Annotated in this window: 14 protein-coding genes; 8 read left to right on the top strand and 6 right to left on the bottom strand. The window is 68.8% G+C overall.

All coding sequences use genetic code 11. The features are described 5' to 3' along the window. Positions 1-48 precede the first annotated feature (48 nt). Positions 49-1,047: a hypothetical protein gene (locus OG558_RS20455; RefSeq protein ID WP_329474513.1), complete on the top strand. Its 999-nt coding sequence runs from the start codon at positions 49-51 to the stop codon at positions 1,045-1,047. A gap of 37 nt (positions 1,048-1,084) precedes the next feature. Further along, positions 1,085-2,083, top strand: a complete 999-nt coding sequence (locus tag OG558_RS20450; RefSeq protein ID WP_405071681.1) for a YdcF family protein — start codon at positions 1,085-1,087, stop codon at positions 2,081-2,083. Here the strand turns inward: OG558_RS20450 and OG558_RS20445 are convergent. From OG558_RS20445 to OG558_RS20435, 3 genes are all read right to left on the bottom strand, one after another. Then, positions 2,080-2,835, bottom strand: coding sequence for a sulfite exporter TauE/SafE family protein (locus tag OG558_RS20445; RefSeq protein WP_405071680.1), 756 nt, complete (start codon positions 2,833-2,835; stop codon positions 2,080-2,082). The genes OG558_RS20450 and OG558_RS20445 overlap by 4 nt on opposite strands. An 84-nt stretch (positions 2,836-2,919) precedes the next feature. Beyond that, positions 2,920-4,155: an MFS transporter gene (locus tag OG558_RS20440; protein ID WP_405071679.1), complete on the bottom strand. Its 1,236-nt coding sequence runs from the start codon at positions 4,153-4,155 to the stop codon at positions 2,920-2,922. 191 nt (positions 4,156-4,346) lie between these two features. Continuing rightward, entirely contained in the window at positions 4,347-5,888 is a 1,542-nt protein-coding gene (locus OG558_RS20435) for a fibronectin type III domain-containing protein (RefSeq protein WP_405071678.1), read from the bottom strand. 182 nt (positions 5,889-6,070) lie between these two features. On the opposite strand from OG558_RS20435, the gene OG558_RS20430 reads away from it, so the two are divergent. The 3 genes from OG558_RS20430 to OG558_RS20420 all read left to right on the top strand — a co-directional run bounded on the left by OG558_RS20430 (position 6,071) and on the right by OG558_RS20420 (position 8,558). Beyond that, positions 6,071-6,850, top strand: coding sequence for an SDR family NAD(P)-dependent oxidoreductase (locus OG558_RS20430; protein ID WP_405071677.1), 780 nt, complete (start codon positions 6,071-6,073; stop codon positions 6,848-6,850). Between the two features lie 83 nt (positions 6,851-6,933). Next, positions 6,934-7,512: an isochorismatase family protein gene (locus OG558_RS20425; RefSeq protein WP_329474507.1), complete on the top strand. Its 579-nt coding sequence runs from the start codon at positions 6,934-6,936 to the stop codon at positions 7,510-7,512. Between the two features lie 86 nt (positions 7,513-7,598). Then, complete coding sequence (locus OG558_RS20420) at positions 7,599-8,558, top strand: hypothetical protein (RefSeq protein WP_405071676.1); 960 nt, start codon at positions 7,599-7,601, stop codon at positions 8,556-8,558. A gap of 34 nt (positions 8,559-8,592) precedes the next feature. On the opposite strand, the gene OG558_RS20415 is transcribed toward OG558_RS20420, so the two are convergent. Next, entirely contained in the window at positions 8,593-10,416 is a 1,824-nt protein-coding gene (locus OG558_RS20415; protein WP_405071675.1) for a bifunctional metallophosphatase/5'-nucleotidase, read from the bottom strand. A gap of 149 nt (positions 10,417-10,565) precedes the next feature. Here OG558_RS20415 and OG558_RS20410 point away from each other — a divergent pair, with 149 nt between their 5' ends. Further along, positions 10,566-11,360, top strand: coding sequence for a polysaccharide deacetylase family protein (locus tag OG558_RS20410; RefSeq protein ID WP_405071674.1), 795 nt, complete (start codon positions 10,566-10,568; stop codon positions 11,358-11,360). 4 nt (positions 11,361-11,364) lie between these two features. On the opposite strand, the gene OG558_RS20405 is transcribed toward OG558_RS20410, so the two are convergent. Further along, positions 11,365-11,994 (bottom strand): hypothetical protein, encoded by a 630-nt coding sequence (locus OG558_RS20405; RefSeq protein WP_405071673.1) that lies wholly within the window; start codon positions 11,992-11,994, stop codon positions 11,365-11,367. A 27-nt stretch (positions 11,995-12,021) separates the two neighbouring features. Then, positions 12,022-13,248, bottom strand: coding sequence for a homogentisate 1,2-dioxygenase (locus tag OG558_RS20400; RefSeq protein ID WP_405071672.1), 1,227 nt, complete (start codon positions 13,246-13,248; stop codon positions 12,022-12,024). Positions 13,249-13,334: 86 nt separating this feature from the next. Between OG558_RS20400 and OG558_RS20395 the strand changes: the two genes are divergently transcribed. Beyond that, complete coding sequence (locus OG558_RS20395; RefSeq protein ID WP_405071671.1) at positions 13,335-14,189, top strand: hypothetical protein; 855 nt, start codon at positions 13,335-13,337, stop codon at positions 14,187-14,189. Continuing rightward, positions 14,189-15,385, top strand: a complete 1,197-nt coding sequence (fahA, locus tag OG558_RS20390) for a fumarylacetoacetase (RefSeq protein ID WP_405071670.1) — start codon at positions 14,189-14,191, stop codon at positions 15,383-15,385. Before OG558_RS20395 ends, fahA begins: the two co-directional genes overlap by 1 nt. The last annotated feature ends 52 nt before the right edge of the window (positions 15,386-15,437 follow it).

The following is a 15,437-nucleotide window of genomic DNA, read 5'->3' as shown; positions in this document are numbered from 1 at the left end:
CATCGATGGTGGGAGATTGACGGTCTTACCCATTGGAGAGGAACTAAGTTGCGCCCCACACTGTCCCGCCGCCGGGTCTTCATCGCCCTCGGCCTGGCGGGTGTCCTGGCCACCGGCACCGCGATCACCGTCGCCGTCAAAGGCCCGTCGCAGCCGGCCACGGCCGCCACCGCTACCGCCGTCACGGCTACGCGCGCCATCAGCTGTGACACCAGCGCCGGTGGCAGCCACTTCTACGACGGGCCATCGGCCTCGAAGAAGTACGACAGCCGGTTCAGCAACAGCGCCGCGCTGCCGCGACTCGGCTCGTACACCCCGCAGGGCATCGGCACCTGGTGGAACTGGTCGGGCTCGAAGAACCTGCTGCTGGTGACGATGTATCACCCGGGCAAGAACTCGATCATCGTCGGCATCGACCCGGCCACCAACAAGGTCGTCGGCGACGTCGCGATCGCCGAGACGCATGGCGGCGGCATCACCACCGTCTACGGCTGGGCCTTCGTCCAGGGCAGCACCAACGGCATCCGCAAGTACAAGCTGTCGACCCTGGCCGCCGCGATGAAGAAGTCCGGCACGCCGTACGTGAAGGCGACCGGCTCCGAGCGCAAGGTCTACGGCGCGTCGTTCCTGACCAGCTACGGCGACTCGCTGTGGTCGGGCAAGTTCAACGACACCGGCCGCGGCAAGATGTACGAATACAAGATCAAGCCGGACGGCACGCTGACCACGATCAACAGGGCGTGGGAGATCCCGACCAAGACCCAGGGCCTGCTGGTCACCAAGTCGCACTTCATCTTCAGCACGTCGTACGGCCGGGACAAGCTGAGCAACCTGTACGTCGTCCGGCGCGGACAGCCGGATCTGGACAAGGCGACGCTGAGCTGCTTCCGGGCGCCGAGCATGTCCGAGGGCATCACCGAGTACGGCGGCCGCGCGTACCTGGTGTTCGAGTCGGGCTCCTACCAGTACCGGTCCGACCCGAAGACCAAGAACGTCATCACCCACCTGCACAAGGCATCGATCTCGTCACTGACCAGCCTGGCGTGACCCATCGGGCGCCATCCGCGTGCTTGGATGGCGCCCGATGCTCATCTCGTTCGCCGTCGCCGGCTTCTGGCTTCTCGTCTTCGCGGTCAGCTTCGGGCGGGATCGGCGGCTGTTCAAGAACGGGATCTTCCTCGTTCTGACGCTGATGTTCGCCGGGCTCGGGGTGATCTTCGCGCTCGAGTCCGTCAACGCGACCGCGGCCCGGCTGCTGGTGGTGGCGATCCTGGTCGCGATCCCGCTGGCGATCGGTGTACTCGCGGTGTTCCTGGTGATCACCGGGATCACGATGCTGCGCCGGGAGGGGCGGCGGCCGGCCACCCTGCTGTCGCTGCTCGCCGGGCTCGGGATCATCGGGTTCGTCGTCTTCAGCGTCGCGGTGCAGAAGATCGGCTGGGAGCCGCTCGCGGCGGTGCGGTCGGTGCTGATCGGCGTGCTCACCTACATCTCGTTCCTGTTCGTCTGCTTCCTTGCTTACTCCTTCGTCTACAGCCGGGTCCGCTCGTCCCGGAAGGTCGACTTCGTCATCGTCCTCGGCTCCGGACTGCGCGGCTCGCGGGTCCCGCCGCTGCTGGCCGGCCGGCTGGACCGGGCGAAGCAGGTGTACGACCGGGCCGTCCGCAGAGGGCGCTCGCCGCTGCTGATCACGTCCGGCGGCCAGGGCCCGGACGAGGACATCCCCGAGTCGCACGCGATGGCGTCGTACCTGATCGAGCGGGGTGTGCCGGCGGACCGGATCCTGCGCGAGGACAAGTCGACCAGCACGATGGAGAACCTGACCTTCAGCCGGGAGCTGATGGTCGACCTGCGGCCGACATACCGGTGCCTGATCGTGACGAACAACTTCCACGCGTTCCGGGCCGCGCTCACCGCGCGGAAGGCCAAGGTCAACGGCCAGGTGATCGGCTCCCCGACCGCGGCGTACTACTGGCCGACGGCAACCATCCGTGAGTTCGTCGCGATCCTTTTCACCCACAAGTACCTGAACGGCGGCATCTGCCTGCTGATCGCCGTGGGCGCGATCACGCAGCACATCTAGCGAAGCATCAGTACGGCGGCGACGACGCCGGCGATCACGATCAGGGCGCGGAGGAGTCCGCTCGGGAGACGGCGGCCGATGTGCGAGCCGACGTACCCGCCGACGACAGAACCGATCGCCAGCAGGGCGGCCGCGGTCAGGTCGAGGTCTGCGATGAAGAGAAAGATCACGCTCGCGACCAGGTTCGCGGCCAGCAGGGCCAGCGTCTTGAGAGCGTTGACGATCCGGAGCTCCAGGTCGAGGCCGAGACCGAGCACCGCCATCATCATCACGCCCGCGCCGGCGCCGAAGTACCCGCCGTAGACGCCGGTCAGGGCGGTGAAGAAGGTCGTCGCCGGAGTCATCGTCTCGTGGGACTGCCCGTTCCGTGCGCGCAACTGGCGTGCGATCCAGGGCTGGACGCCGACGATCAGGCAGGTGAACAGGATCAGCCACGGCGCCGCCGCAGCGAAGACTCCGGCCGGCAGCGCCAGCAGCAACGCCGCACCACCGATCGCGCCGATCGCACACGTCAGGACGACCGCGATCGTGATCGGCCGGGAGATCTCGCGCAGCTCACGGCGATACCCGAACGAGCCGCTCAGCGCTCCCGGGAGCAGTCCGATCGTGTTCGACGCGTTGGCCACCACCGGCGGAATCCCGAGCGCGATCAGGGCCGGGAAACTGATCAACGACGCGACGCCGACCGTCGAGGTCAGCATGCCGGCCCCGAGCCCCGCTGCGATGACGGCCAGCTGCTCCGGTCCCGTCACGACAGCACGCGCGGCGGACGGGAGGAGGACGGATGCACCCTGACAGCATAGGAACAGGGTCTCGAGCGCTCACCGCGACCCGTTTCATCGCGTCAGGCTGCGGCCCAGGCGAGCCAGTGGGGACAGGCTCAGCGCGAGCGGTGAGAGGAACATGCCCGCGGTGGCGGCGAAGAGTGCGGTCCGGATGCCGAAAGCTCCGGCCGCGGCGCCGCCGAGGAGGGCGCCGAGCGGGGTCAGGCCCATGCCGAGGAAGTTGATCGTGGCGACGACACGTCCCTGGACCGGGAGCGGAGTGACCGCCTGCCGGATAGCCGTCACCGCGATGTCGACGGTCTGACTCAGTACGCCGTACAGGACGTTGATGGTGATCAGTGCGGCCACCACTGCCAGTCCGGAGACGTGGAGCGCTGATGTGCACAGCATGACTAGGTCGGAGCTCAAAGCGGCGAACACCACGACCCGGCCGTACCCGAACCATCGGGGCAGCCAACTGGACAGGAGCGAGCCGATCAGCACGCCCGGACCGAACGCGGCGAGCACCAGGCCGACTACTGCGCCCGGCAGGTCCAGGGTGCGCGTCACGAAGAGCAGATACACGGTGGTCAGCGCGGTGAAGGAGAACTGGTACACACAGGTCGCCGTCGCGATCGCCCGCAGCGACCCGTCGTGCACGACGATCCGCAGTCCATCGCGAATCTGCCGCACCACGCCGCTGGACGCCTCAGAGGTCATGCTCGGCAGCCGCCGGATGCGCCGGATCGACAAACTGGAAAAGGCGAACAACACCGCGCTCGCGAGGACCGCGATCGGCGCGGTCAGCAACGACACCAGCGCGCCACCGAGCGCCGGGCCGCAGATCTGCGCGGCCGAGCGAGTGGTCTCCAGCATGCTGTTGCCCTGGGCAAGCTGATCACGCTCGACCAGCCGCGGCAGGGCAGCTTGGTACGCCACGTCGAAACAGACCGTGAACACGCCGGCGGTGAACGCCACGACGTACAGGAACGGCAGACCGAGCATCCACCCGAGCGGGACGGCCGCGAGGACGAGCGCTCGGCCGAGGTCGGCGTACACCATCACGGTGCGGGATCGCCACCGGTCCACCAGCACGCCGACGAACAGCGAGAAGATCAGGATCGGGAGCTGCTGGACGGCGCGGAGCGCGCCGAGCTGGGCCGCCCCGGCTCCGAGTGAGACGACGGCGACCAGTGGCAGGGTCACCTGGCCGGCAAAGCCGGCGAGTTGCGATGCGGTCTGGCCGAGCCAGAGACTGAGGAAATCACGATGCGCCCACAGGCTGGGCGTGCGCGACGGCAGCGACACGAGGAAGTCCTTGGAGTCGGCCCCGGGCGGAACGCACCAGGGCAGGGAGAACCGTGCCGCTTACATCGGAAGCAGCACGCGATGACGATTCAGGTCAGCGCGTGCTCGATTGACCGGGCATCCCCAACTCCTCGACGTGTCGACTCGGCCAATAGCCTATTTCACCGTCGCCGCGGTCGCACCGGATTTGATCAGCGGACCTTGACCGCCGCGGCCGTGCCCTTGCGGACGTTGCGGCCGTCGGTCACCTCGACGTGGTAGCCGAGGGTCTGGCCGCTGGTCAGGCGGCTGTCGGTGAACGTCGTGATGGTCGGTGCCGTCCACGGGTACGAGTAGCGCGACCACGTGCCGATCCTGGTCTTGCCCCGGTACACCGTGTACGTCAGCAAAGTGTTGTCCACATCGACCACCGTGGCGAAGCTCACCGTCACCTTGTTGACGCGGCTGCTCGAGACCTCCGGCGCACCCGGCTGGGCCGGCACCGCACCCCCCGGAGCATTCGTGAACCGGGTGAGGCCCTGCTGCGGTACGCCGTTCACCTCGGTGAAGTCGCCGCCCGCCCACAGGTCGTTGCCGCCGGACGCGAACGCCAGCGGCCCGACCAGGGTCTCGCCTCCGGCGTCGGTGTTCGGGAACCAGGGGCCGAGCTTGCCGGTGGACGTGCTCAACACCAGCAGGTGGTGCATGCCGGTGTCGTCGCCGAAGCCGCCGTCCTCGCTGCAGTCGTGGGCGTGTGAGCCCTTGTAGAGCCAGTTGCCGAGGGCCTTGATCGCCTCGGTCGCTCCCAGGCAGTGGTTCTGCCACAGCAACTTGCCGGTGGTCGCGTCGGCGGCGAGGACGCCGTCGTAGCAGCCGATGCCGCTGCCGGCATTGGCCACGAAGACCTTGTTACCCTGCGTCTCGATGTCCTTGACCCGGCTGTCGCAGTCCGGCGTCTCCGCCGGGATCGCAGCGGCGGCCGGCATCGCGAACGCGGCACCGGTCTTCGCGTTCAGCATGGCGAGCGCGTGGTGCTCCGCGCCGTTCAGCGTCGTGAAGCCGCCGCCGACGAAGACGCGCGTACGGTCCACGGACAGGTCGATCGCGTGCACGTCGTCGTCCGCGTCCGGATTCCACGGCAGCAGCGCGCCGGTGTTCAGGGCCACGGCGGCGAGGCGATTGCGGGGGACCTTGCCCACTCGGCCGAAGGAGCCGCCCAGGTAGACGGTGTTGCCGGTGATCGCCAGCGCCGCGACGCGGTAGTTGACCGCCGGATCCCACCCGGCCACAAGGTTGCCGGTGGCCACGTTGAACAGCGCGACGCGCTGGCGGGGCCGGCCGTTCACGGCCGTGAAGTCGCCGCCGATCACGACCCACTTGCCGTCCGGGGAGGTGGCGATGCTCCAGACCGGGCCCTTGACACTCGGGGCGAACCGCGTTGGCGCACCCGTGGTCCGGTTGAAGGCAGCGACGTACTTCCGGGCCGCGTCCCCCTCGCCCACCGGCTTGCCCGGCGGCCGGATCCGGGTGAACAGGCCGCCCGCGAACACCGTGTTCCCGGCGACGGCCAGCGCGTTCACGCTGGCGTTGGTCTGCCACGTCGGGTACTTGACCGCGGACAGGGCCGAGGCGAACCCCGACGGGGCCTGGCCCGACTGGCCGCCCGTCGCCGCCACCACTGGCCGGCCGGACGGGACCAGCGCGGCGGCGACCACGGCCGCGGTGGTGACAAGTGCAAGAACTGCCTTCTTCATGAGCGCCCCCAAGGGCCGCTCCGGCGGATGGCGCCAGCCCATGACTCGTGCGTTGTGACGGTGTGCCAGCACACGATAACTCTCGGCTCACATCGGCAGGTCACCGCGGGTGGGTTGACGAGGTTTTATTAGACGGCTAAATTTTCTGGTTAGCCGACTAAATGTTAGTGGAGGAGCGGTTCATGGAGCTGGGACTGAAGGACGCGGCCGTGCTGGTGACCGGCGGGTCGTCGGGGATCGGGCGGGCCACCGCGGTCGCGTACGGGCGCGAAGGTGCACGGGTCGCGATCACCTACAACTCCCGGAAGGACGCGGCCGAGGCGGTCGCGGAGGAGATCGAGGCGGCCGGCGGTACGGCGTACGTCGTACCGATGGAGCTGAACGAGCCGGAGACGATCGCAGCCGCGGTCGCCTCGACCGTCGAGCGGTGGGGCGGGCTCGACGCGGTGGTGGGGAACGCGGTCAACTGGGGCAACCTCGGGTTCAACGACCGGCCGGAGAACATCGAGGACGCCAAGCCGGAGTGGTGGATCCCGATCCTGCGGGCCAACCTCGAGGGGAACTTCCACCTGGTGCAGCAGGTGGCGCCGGCGCTGCGGCGTTCGGCCCACGGTCGCCTCGTGCTGCTGACGACGGATGTGGCTGTCCGTCCGCTGCCGGGGTCCTGGCCGTACGGCGCGGCGAAGGCCGGGCTGCACGGGTTCGTCACCGCGCTGCAGCACGACCTCGGTCGGGACGGCGTCCTGGTCAACCTCGTGATGCCTGGTATCACCCTGGAGAATGGCGAGCACCGGGTCATCCCCAAGCCGGCGCTCGACCGGATCGCCGCCGGGTTCAGCGCCCGCAAACTGCCGGACACCACCGACGTGGCCGACGCGATCCTCTTCCTCACCTCGCCGCGGACCACCGCGATCCAGGGCGAGATCGTGCGCGTGACCGGAGGCCAACTACTGGCCGGGTGACCCACCGACGGCCCGCAATCCGGGGTCTGCGGGCGGCAACGCTTGTACCGTTGGCCTAGGACACCTGACAAAGGAGCGTCGCGATGGCCCGGGCACTGATCGTGGTTGATGTGCAGAACGACTTCTGCGAGGGCGGGAGTCTGGCGGTCAGCGGCGGCGCGGATGTCGCGTTCCGGATCGGCGAACTGCTACACAAGTGGCACGAGGACGACCCGGCGGACCGGCAGTACGCGTACGTCGTGGCCACCCGGGACCACCACGTCGACCCGGGCGACCACTTCTCCGACCACCCCGACTACGTGGACTCCTGGCCGCGGCACTGCGTGGCCGGCACCGACGGCGTCAGCTTCCACCCGAACCTGGACCCTCAGCCGTTCGACGCGATCTTCAACAAAGGCGAGTTCGCGGCTGCCTACTCAGGTTTCGAGGGCAAAGCCCACGAAGGCGGCCACGAACTCGAGCACTGGCTGCGGTCCAAGGGTGTCACCGAGGTCGACATCTGTGGACTCACCACCGACTACTGCGTCCGAGCGACCGCTCTGGACGCCCACCACGCAGGTTTCGCCACGACGGTCCTCACCACCTTGACCGCCGGAGTCGCACCCGCCACCACGCAACAGGCACTCACCGAACTCCGGGCGGCCGGCGTCACTCTCACCTGACCGGCGCCGGCGGGGTCCCGGACGATGCTCATGAACGTTGCCGGAGACAACGGACGACTGATCCCTACCGCACCTACCGTGCTGCTATGAGCGAGAAGAGTTGGTCGCGGGCGGCCGTCCGCAGCGTCCTGATCGCACTCGGCGTCGGGGCCGGAGTAGCCGTGGTGGCGGCCGTCATCGCAACCAACATCGCCTCGCGCGACTGCACGGACGACTACGAGTGTCTGGCGGTCGTGACTGGGATCGGGGCCGGCGTGGCGGTGGGCGGAATCGCCGCCGCCGTGACTGTCCTCGTACTGGCCGTCCGGCTCGGCGCCGGCCCGATCTTCGGTATCGGCGCCGCGGCAACGATTCTGTTGCTCGTGCGCGCGGCGTGGGGTGCGTTCCTGGGCCAGGCACCACTGCTGGTGTTCCTGGCCGCGATCGTGGGTGTCGCCGGCACGCTCGTCGGCAGTTCCTACCGGCGAGCCGAAGGTGATCGGTGGCGGATACCTTTGCGGACAGTCGTGGTCGCGGCCGGCGTTCTGGTGATCGCCACCCTTCCGGTCGCGTCCAAGCTGGTCGCGGTGTGGTCGGAGCAGCGCAAGATCGAGGCAGTCGTCGAGCGACCGCTGCAGACCGACCTCGACGGCACCTGGCCGTACAGCGTGAGCTACTCGAGCACCGGTGTCGACTACGCCGTACTCGAACGCCCCACCGCACATGGCGACCGGATCGCGGACATCGACGTCACCACCCGTACTCTCGACCCCGACCAGGCCCCCTGCACCGGCTTCGAGGACAAAACCGAGGGCCCGGTCACCGAGTGCACGGCGCTGGCCCCGAACCTCTGGCAAGCCCGCGGCGACCAGGGCGAGGCCCGCTACTTCGTCCACGCCGGCGACCGCCAGTGGGCGTACGTACGCTCCGGAACCTACGGCGGCGCTGACGCCCAGCGCATGCACGACGCAAGAGCCGAACAGGTCGCCAGGTCGCTACAACCCCGGTCCGCCTGGCCCCTGGCCGCCGACAGCGCCGCCTGCGGCTTCTGCGAGTGGCTAACCTGACCGGGAGCGCGCGTGGGCAGACCAGCCGGCAGGGTCAGCCTGTGATCGTGATCGGGGTGCCGTTCGAGGTGAGGGACCAGTCGACGGTGTGGAAGGTGGCCGGGTCGACCGTGCCGGTGCTGGTGACGTAGTCGATCATCAGCTGGCGGATCTCGACCTGGCGGTTGTAGACGACCGGCGCGGTCTTGACGTGCGGGAAGTTGCCGCCGCCGGACTGCCGGTAGTTGTTGACCGCGACCACGAACTGCTGGTCGGCCGCCAGCGCGACCCCGTCGTACGCGAGGTCCGTGATCCGCGATCCTACCGCCTGGGCGATGTCGATCTTGTAGGTCAGTGGCTTCGTCAGGCCGCCCATGATGTCGTAGTTGTAGTCCGGCGTACCGATCGGTGCCGTCGGGGTCGGGGCATTGGTGACCTGGTCGGACGGGAACGGCCCGGTGCCGGTCACCTGCTTGAAGTACTGCGCGGAGAACTCGAGGTAGTCCTTGACCTGCGCACCCGACATCGTCACCGCGAGCAGCGTGTTGTCGAAGATGTAGAGCCCGGCCACGTCGCGTACCGACACGTCACCGGCCGGGATCGCGGCCGCCCGGTTGAACGGAGCGGCGATCGCGAGCACCGGCAGCGAGGCCTGCGGCGTACCGGCCAGAGCCTTCGACACCGCGTCGGCCTGGATGAAGTTGACGAAGTCCAGCGCGGCGGTGTCCTCCCACGGCGCGGTCGCCGCGGACATCGCCTCCTTGCAGGTGCCGATCTTGCCGTTGACGTACTCGACGACCTTGTCGTGGTCCTTCTGCAGGACGGCGACCACCTTCGGGTCGGCGTCGACCGTGTTCGCGTTCAGCACCTGGCTGTGCCGGCCGACGACCTTCCAGCGGCCGTGGACCTTCTGCAGATCCAGGTCGATCAGCGACAGCCGCATCCCCCACTTCAGCGGCTCGGTCAGCACGACCTGCTCGCCGCTGGCCGTGTTCGTGACGAGGCGCTCCGGGATCTCCAGGTGCGCGTGCCCGACGAGCACGGCGTCGATGCCGGGGACGGTCTCGGCCATCAGCACCGACGCGTTCTCCGGGTACGGCAGGGCGTCGCCGTACGACGAGGAGAGGTCCATGCCGGAGTGCGCGGACACGATCACCACGTCGGCGCCGGCCTTGCGGACCCGCGGGACCCAGAGCTTGGCCAGCTCGACGATGCCGCCGAAGGTGATCTTGTTGTCGACGTTCGCCTTGTCCCAGAGCGCGATACCCGGGTTGGTCAGGCCGAGGATGCCGACCGTGATCGGCTTCTCGCCCGGCACGTGCACCCGCTTCAGCACGTACGGCGGGAAGACCGGAAGGCCCGTGGTCCAGTCCTGGGCGTTGGCCCCGAGCAGCGGGAACCGCAACTGCCGCTGGAACTTGCGCAGGATGTCGAGCCCATAATTGAACTCGTGGTTGCCCAGCGCCGCGGCGTCGTACCCGATCTGGTTCATCGCGGCCGCCATCGGGTGGATATGGCCGCCGGTGATGGGCTCGATCCGGGCGAAGTAGTACGTCAGCGGGGTGCCCTGGATGGTGTCGCCGGCGTCGAGCATCAGCGGGCGCGGCGCGTGCCGCTCGGCGGCGATCCGGTCCCGGACGGCGGTGACCAGCGTGGAGATCTTGGCCAGGCCGATGTCGTTGTGCGCGGCGTCGTCGTACTCGGCGTTCTTGAAGTAGTCCCAGTTCAGGACGTTGCCATGCAGGTCGGTGGTGCCCATCACGGTCAGCCGGACCGCCTTACCGCTGCCCCCATCGCCGTGGCCGGCGTACGCGGGCACCGCCTGGAACCCGGCCGCGGCCAGCGCCGCGGCACCGCCGATCACAGTTCGCCTCGTCATCGTCGTGCGCTCACCGCTGTCCGTCATCATTCGCCTCACGTGTGGTCGCTGCTGCCTGCGCCGGGGTCCCCGGCATCTGGTCACCCTAAGGCCGACACACCCCGGACCCGATGCCCGGATGCCCCCGTCGGCACGAGAAGATGCCCATCATGACCAAGCCGCCCGGCAAGATCCTGCCGTTGGTCGCCGCCCTGCTCTGCGGTGCCGTCCTCGCCCAGGCCGCCAAGCCGTCCGACCACTCGATCACCAGCGCCGCGCCCGTCGTCCAGGCCGCCTCGGCGCATGGACCGCTGAGTCCGCCGATCACGCACAAACAGGACACATCGGTCGGGCCGCGGAAACCGCCGCACCCGTCCCAGCGCAGTATCACGCCGACGACCGCGCCGGACGACTGGAACCTGACCGCGCACGGCAAGGTCCTCTACCTGACGTTCGACGACGGACCGCAGCCCGAGTGGACGCCGAAGGTGCTGCAGGTCCTGCGCAAGCACAAGGCGCACGCGACGTTCTTCGTGCTCGGCATCCAGGTGGCACAGTTCCCCGAGCTGGTCACGCTCGAACGCGCCACCGGTCACCACGTCGGCAACCACACCTGGGACCACAAGACGCTGACCCTCCTGCCGGTGGCGAAGATGCGGCAGGAGATCGCGTCCGGCGTGAAATCGAAATGCCTGCGCCCGCCGACCGGGGCCACGAACGCCAAGATCGCGGCGACCGCGGCGGCCTTGCACCAGCGCCAGGTCCTGTGGGATGTCGACACCGAGGACTGGACCAAGCCGGGCACGGCGAAGATCGAGCACGAGATCCTGCGCGGCGCCAGGCCGGGCGCGATCATCCTGATGCACGACGGCGGCGGCAACCGCTCCCAGACCGTCGCAGCCCTCGACAGCGCCCTGACCAAACTGACCAAGCTGGGCTACACCTACCAGAGCCTGCCCTGCTAGCTGGTTAGTGACGGACGCCGGCGGTGCCCCCGGAGAAGTGCTTGAGGGCCTCGTCGATGACGTGGACCGGCTGGTCCAGCGACTTGACCAGATACAGGCCGGTCGGGCGCAGGAGCGGATTGGGCTTCACGACGGTCCGGACCGCGGGCTGGTCGAGGCCGCGGACGCCGGCCGTGGTGGCGCCGACGCCTGGAGCAAGGTCCAGCTCGAGAGCGTACTGACCGAAGAGCTTCTCCTGCCGGAAGCCGCGGACCGTCGACCACGGCAGCACCACCGGGTACGCCGCTCCTTCGCAAGCCAGCTCCAGCGCCTTGGGTGACATCCGCATGGCGACCGGCTGCAGCTCGTTGGCGGCGTACCAGCGTTGGCGCTCGGCTTGGAGCCGCAGCGCCAGCACGGTGCTGAGCACCAGCGGGATCATTGCCGCGATCAACAACACGGCGAACGGCCACATCCCCGCACCACGGAACGCGAACACCGCGTAGAGCGCGGCGACGATGCCCACGGCGCCGATCGCCAGCGTCACCCAGGCGCCGCGCCGCTGCACCTTCGCGACGATCTCGCGCCGGCGCAGCACCGCATCCCGATCGACGCCGACGACAAAGGTCCGCGCCGCGTCCCCGTGCTCACTCACCGGTCAAGAGTCCCACACGATCCGGACCTACGAGGTGCGGCGGCCGGCCCAGGTCCAGGCGTAGACGCCGTCGTCGACCGCCTGACCGCCCTCGCCCAGCTCCAGCGGACGGAACGTGTCGACCATCACCGCGAGCTCCTCGAACCGCTCGGCGCCCAGTGAGGCCTCGATCGCCGACGGCTGCGGCCCGTGCGCGTACCCACCCGGGTGCAGCGAGATCGAGCCGAGTCCGATCCCCGATCCCTTCCGCGCCTCGTAGTCGCCGCCGCAGTAGAACATGACCTCGTCGGAGTCGACGTTCGAGTGGTAGTACGGCACCGGCACCGACAGCGGGTGGTAGTCCACCTTCCGCGGAACGAAGTTGCAGACCACGAAATTGATGCCCTCGAATACCTGGTGCACGGGTGGCGGCTGGTGGATCCGTCCGGTGATCGGCTCGTAGTCGCTCACGTTGAAGGTGTACGGGTACAGGCAGCCGTCCCACCCGACCACGTCGAACGGATGCGTCGCGTACGTCATCCGGCTGCCGACGATCCCGCCGGGACCGCTGCCGCGGTGCTTCACCAGCACCTCGACGTCCGTGTCCTCGACCACGAGCGGCTCGCTCGCCGCGTGCAGGTCCCGCTCGCAGTACGGCGAGTGCTCGAGGAACTGCCCGTAGCGGGACAGATACCGCTTCGGCGGCGCGATGTGGCTGTTCGCCTCGATGCAGTACGCGTGCACACCGTTCGGGCCGGGCAGCCAGCGATGTGTGGTCGCCCGCGGGATGATCACGTAGTCGCCCTCGACCGCGTTCAGCACCCCGAACACCGTCTCCACGGTCGCCGACCCCTTCTCGACGTACACGCACTCGTCCCCGATCGCGTTCCGGTAGTACGGCGACGGCTGCTCGGCGACGACGTACGAGATCCGGACGTCGCCGTTCCCGAGCACGAGCCGGCGGTCGTCGACGGTGTTGAATCCATTTCCCACCCCACCGCCCCGGTCGTTGCTCTTGGAGGTGTCGGTGAACAGGTCGTGCAGTTTCAGGTGCCGCGGGGTGAGCGGGTGATTGGCCACGGTGGCCAGGTCGGGCAGATCCCACACCTGCGAGTCCACGATCGCGGACGGGACGCCGGCGTGGTACAGCAACGACGAGTCCGATGAGAACCCCTCCTCCCCCATCAGCTCCTCGTAGTACAGCCCGCCGTCCGGTTTCCGGAACTGCGTGTGCCGCTTCGGTGGAACCTGGCCGACCTGCCGGTAGAACGTCATGACCCCTGCTCCCGGACTTCTCACAGCCCATCCGACTATCGGACGCATGCGTCCGCTTACCGAAAGCATCCGTTAGGCTCAGGGCCATGTCAACCGTCCTTGCCCTGTTCCGGCACCTGGTCGACGACGCATCGATGTTCCCGCCCGGGGACCTGCCGCTGGCCGAGGCCGTCGCCGCCCACCGCGCGCACCGCCGGTCGCCGTACGCCGATCTGGTCGGGCCGTTCGTGTGCACCGACGAGGACCTGGTGAAGATCGCCGCGGAGGCCGCCCGCGACGGCGCCGGTCCGCTCGAGGTCGCCGTCGTGATCACCGGCGGCGCCGGCGGGATCGAGCCCGCGGTCCGGTACGGCGACCGGTCCCACGACGTCGAGGTGAAGGCGATCGAGGTCCGGCTGCGGAACGAGGACGACCTGTCCCGCAACGCGCTGCGCGTCGTCCGCGCGTGTGACGACTGCCTCGACGAGGAGACGGCGTACGTCGAAGTGGGTCTGGACGGGGCGTGGGAGCGCGCGCTCGACGTCGTCGCCGACGCCGGGTACGCCGCCAAGCTGCGGACCGGCGGGCTCGATGCGGCGTTGTTCCCGTCGGAGATCCAGGTCGCTGCGTTCATCACCGCCTGTCTGGATCGTGAGGTCGCGTTCAAGTGCACGGCCGGGCTGCACAACGCAGTCCGGCATACCGCGGCCGACACCGGGTTCGAGCATCACGGGTTCCTGAACGTGTTACTCGCGACCCGGGCGTCTCTCGACGGCGCCTCGCAGGACGAGCTGGCCGCCGTACTGGCGTCGCGGGACGGTGACGCGCTCGCCGACCAGGCCCGCGAACTGTCCGAGGACCAGGCGGTGAGCACGCGCCGCTGGTTCACCTCGTTCGGCTCGTGCAGTATCGAGGAACCCCGCCACGACCTGGCCGCCCTGAACCTGCTGGAGGGGCCCTGATGACCTGGATCGACATGCCGGCCAACTCGCCGTTCGGGCCGGACAACCTGCCGCTGGGCGTGTTCCGGCACGGTGACGAGGACCCGCGGGTCGGTGCCGCGATCGGTGACCAGGTGATCGATCTCGCGCCGCTCGCGTCCGCGCAGATGCTGGACGGAGCGCAACTGTTCGCCGAGCCGACGCTGAACGCCTTTCTCGCGCTCGGCCGGCCGGCCTGGCGCGCGACCCGCAACTGGCTGCTCGAGCTCGTCCGGAACGAGAACGACCGGGACACCGTCGAGCCACACCTGATCCCGCAGTCGGCGGTCACGCTGCAGCTCCCGTTCGACGTCGGGGACTACGTCGACTTCTACGCCTCCGAGCAGCACGCGACCAACCTCGGCCGGCTGTTCCGCCCGGACTCCGAGCCGCTGCTGCCGAACTGGAAACACCTCCCGGTCGGCTACCACGGCCGGTCCGGCACGATCGTTGCCAGCGGCACCGACATCGTTCGCCCGTCGGGTCAGCGCAAGGCGCCCGACGCGGCCGCTCCGACGTACGGGCCGTCCCAGCGCCTCGACATCGAGGTCGAGCTCGGCTACGTCGTCGGTACGCCGTCCGCCCTCGGGAAGCCGGTGTCCGTGCGGGATTTCCGCGAGCACGTGTACGGCGTGGTGCTCGTGAACGACTGGTCCGCGCGCGACCTGCAGGCGTGGGAGTACGTGCCGCTGGGACCGTTCCTCGGGAAGTCGTTCGCCACGTCGATCTCACCGTGGGTCGTCTCGCTGGAGGCCCTCGAGGCCGCGGCCGTCCCGCTGCCGGCGCAGGATCCGCCGGTTCTCCCCTACCTGGCGAGCGACGACCTGGTGAACTACGACATCACCTTCGAGGTCTATCTGAACCGCCAACTGGTGAGCTCACCGCCGTACAAGGACATCTACTGGTCGCCGGCGCAGATGCTGGCGCACCTGACCGTGAACGGCGCCTCGGTCCGGACCGGGGACCTTTACGCGTCCGGCACGGTCAGCGGCCCGGAGAAGGACCAGCGGGGCTCGTTCATCGAGCTCACCTGGGGCGGGCGTGAGCCGCTCGTCCTGGACGGCAAGGAGCACACCTTCCTCGAGGACGGCGACAACGTGACGATCACCGCCTGGGCCACGACTGCCAACGGCTCCCGCGTTGGCCTGGGCGAGGTCACGGGCACGATCATTCCCTGAGCAACCCTGTTCATAAGTGTTCGTTTCTCTTGACGTGTTAGCGGTTACGTGC

It is taken from the genome of Kribbella sp. NBC_01510 (assembly GCF_045040325.1).
GTDB lineage: Bacteria > Actinomycetota > Actinomycetes > Propionibacteriales > Kribbellaceae > Kribbella.
This window is presented reverse-complemented; position numbering and strand designations above follow the sequence as displayed.

Excerpts from the sequence above, each read along its gene's own strand:
- OG558_RS20450 (WP_405071681.1), top strand. The coding sequence starts at position 1,085 with ATGCTCATCTCGTTCGCCGTCGCCGGCTTCTGGCTTCTCGTCTTCGCG.
- OG558_RS20435 (WP_405071678.1), bottom strand. The coding sequence starts at position 5,888 with ATGAAGAAGGCAGTTCTTGCACTTGTCACCACCGCGGCCGTGGTCGCC.
- OG558_RS20430 (WP_405071677.1), top strand. The coding sequence starts at position 6,071 with ATGGAGCTGGGACTGAAGGACGCGGCCGTGCTGGTGACCGGCGGGTCG.
- OG558_RS20425 (WP_329474507.1), top strand. The coding sequence starts at position 6,934 with ATGGCCCGGGCACTGATCGTGGTTGATGTGCAGAACGACTTCTGCGAG.
- OG558_RS20420 (WP_405071676.1), top strand. The coding sequence starts at position 7,599 with ATGAGCGAGAAGAGTTGGTCGCGGGCGGCCGTCCGCAGCGTCCTGATC.
- OG558_RS20415 (WP_405071675.1), bottom strand. The coding sequence starts at position 10,416 with ATGACGAGGCGAACTGTGATCGGCGGTGCCGCGGCGCTGGCCGCGGCC.
- OG558_RS20410 (WP_405071674.1), top strand. The coding sequence starts at position 10,566 with ATGACCAAGCCGCCCGGCAAGATCCTGCCGTTGGTCGCCGCCCTGCTC.
- OG558_RS20400 (WP_405071672.1), bottom strand. The coding sequence starts at position 13,248 with ATGACGTTCTACCGGCAGGTCGGCCAGGTTCCACCGAAGCGGCACACG.
- OG558_RS20395 (WP_405071671.1), top strand. The coding sequence starts at position 13,335 with ATGTCAACCGTCCTTGCCCTGTTCCGGCACCTGGTCGACGACGCATCG.
- fahA (WP_405071670.1), top strand. The coding sequence starts at position 14,189 with ATGACCTGGATCGACATGCCGGCCAACTCGCCGTTCGGGCCGGACAAC.